This window comes from Campylobacter concisus (assembly GCF_003049705.1).
Taxonomy (GTDB): Bacteria; Campylobacterota; Campylobacteria; order Campylobacterales; family Campylobacteraceae; genus Campylobacter_A; species Campylobacter_A concisus_AR.
Genome location: NZ_PIRF01000011.1, coordinates 1 through 2,849, shown reverse-complemented (window position 1 = coordinate 2,849; position 2,849 = coordinate 1). Strand labels below are relative to the sequence as shown.

1 protein-coding gene is annotated in these 2,849 nt (G+C 37.7%); it reads left to right on the top strand.

The features are described 5' to 3' along the window. The coding region (locus tag CVT05_RS09230) for a beta strand repeat-containing protein (RefSeq protein ID WP_159071224.1) at window positions 1-2,631 on the top strand (2,631 nt) is incomplete at its 5' end. Between the last annotated feature and the right edge of the window lie 218 nt (window positions 2,632-2,849).

The following is a 2,849-nucleotide window of genomic DNA, read 5'->3' as shown; positions in this document are numbered from 1 at the left end:
ACTCCTAGTGCATTCCAACATAAAGACGGTTGGTATGTAAGCAATGATGGTAAACTAGCTATTGGTCAAGATGATGCTAAAGACCTAGCGGTAACTAGCACAGCAAAAGCTTCAAACTATCCAGATGATGGCTCAGTAGCAAAGATAGTAAATCCTAATCCAAATTTAAAAGTGTTTGGATCGGATACTACCAATGATATAATCATAGACGATACTCACATAAATTTGGTAAAAAGTGGTGTAGGAACTGATGATGTTAAATTTCTAAATAATGCCACAGTGGACTGGATGTCAAGCGGAAGTAGTGCAGATAGAGTAGAACTGCCTAACGGATCTTCTGTAAATAACACAATTATAGTAACCGAGGGTGGTGAAGATGTGGTTAATATCGATGCAACATCTTTTAATGGCAGCACTGTAAATACTGGAGCTGATAACGATACTGTTAACATAAATACAAATATTACCGCAACGGCTCAATCAAATATTGCAACCGAAGATGGCTCAGATACTGTAAATATAAAAAGCGGTATAACACTCACTAATGTAAATGTAGATATGGGTGCAGGTGAAGATAAGATAAAGATCAATGACAGTAAATTAAATTCTACTGATCGTATAACATTTAAAGGCTCTACGCTAAGTACAGGAAGCGATACAGCAGCTGACGATAATGACGTAATAACTATTTCAAACGCTACATTTATGGAAAGTAGTCCAGGTAAATACTCTAATGTATATACGAAAAACGGAGATGATATTGTTACTGTAAAAGACCGAACTATATTCCAAGATAATTCAGTCATTACAACTGGACGAGGCAACGATAAAGTATATTTAGAAAGTGGCATTCAATTCAATAAAGCTACCGTTTGGGCTGATGACGGAGATGATGAGATATATATTAACGGAGCGGAATTTAACGGTCCTAGAGGTATAGGCGGAGTATCTGGCGGAGCTGGAAACGATAAAATTTTCATTAACGATGGAACTAAATTTACCGGCGGCTCTATACTAGGCGACGGCGGAGCTACGCTTGATCCTATAAATGGACCGGGAAATGATGAGATAACTATTTCAGGTACAAATACCGTTCTAGATAACGTAAAGATAGATACTGGCGATGCTAATGCTAATGCGGTTGGCGGAGCTAAAGATACTGTAAAAATCGAGGATGCGAAACTTAAGTACACTAATATTACGTCTGGTAATGGTAATGACAAGATAACAATAACCGGAAACGCAAATTTAACCGGCGGATATAACAAGAGTGGAAGCGGTGACGATACTATAACAGTAAGCGGCAATGCAATCTTAAATAACACGTATCTTCAAGGGGAACAAGGTAGCGATACTATAACTATAGGCGGCAACGTTAAGGCTAAAGGTGGTAATTTTAACACCGGAGCTGGAGAGAATGATAAGATAGAAATCAAAGATAATGCCGAGTTGGATGGTACTACATTGCAGTTTGAAGGCGGTAAATCAACAGATAAAGCTACTCTAAACATAACCGGAAACGCCGTACTAAAAGATGTAACGATACAAGCTTCTCAATCTCTAGGCAAGCAATATATGAATTTCCATCAAAGTGGCGAAGCTAGAGTAAAGAGCCTTATGGGTAGCCAAAACAAAGACGTTATAGATATAGCGGGCGACTTTACTTATACTAATACCAATCATCTTCAAACTCACGGCGGAGACGATGAGATAAAGATGCACGGAGGAGCTAAAGTAACAGTCAAAGCAGATATGGGCGAGGGCATTGATACTTTAACAATAGATAATGCTACGCTTAAAGATTCTCAAGTGAATATGGATGGCGGTAACGACGAAGTAAATATAAATGCCGGAGCAAATTTAACCGGCACAAGAATTTATACCGGCGACGGTAATGATACGGTGAATGTAAGAGGCGGTACGTTTAGCGAAGCAGAGATCGGACTAGACAAGGGTAAAAATGAAGTAAATATAGAGTCTGGCGCGGTATTTGGCGACCAAGATCCGAGTCTTTTCTATGGCCAGCATAAAACTTATATAAGATCAGATCATAGGGATTATTATAGTTCAGAAGATACCATAAACGTTAAAGCCGGTGCTACTGTCAAAAACGCCGAAATACAAACTCACGGAGGAGAAGATACTCTAAATGTAGATGGCTCTATCATAAACTCTAATGTTGATATGGGCAAAGGCAATGACGAGATAAATATAAATTCTGGAGCGAATTTAACCAAAGCAAAAATAAATACAGGCGAAGGTGATGACACCGTCTCTATCGGTAAAAACGCAAGCATAGACGGCAGCTCTACTATCGACGGCGGAGCCGGCATCGATACGCTAAAAATTGCCGACGGCAGTATAGATTTTAGCAGAGTTAAAAATTTTGAAAAACTAGATTTAACCCAAGGCGATCATAATGTAACTCTATCGGCCAAAGATGTTTTAGATATGACCGATAATAACAACAAACTAAGAATAGACGGCGATAGAGGCGATAATCTTGGTCTTACAAGTAAGGGTTGGGTTGAAGATACTAGTGCCAACATTACTGGTTATAAAGTCTACACTAATACAGAGGGTGTACATACTGTAACTCTAGAAGTTAAAGACGAAGTACACGTATTTTAAATCTAACTAACTAATCCCAAAGGAAAATTCCTTTGGGATATTTTTTCATTTCTATAAATTTCTAATTTAATCACCTTAAAACTCAAATTTAATCAGCAAATTTAAAATTATTAATTCAGTAAATACTCACATCGTACCCCAGTACAATAGACAAGCTCTTCTAAAATTTATATAATTCATTCAAAATTTCAAATAATATAAACAATAAGGAGAACATG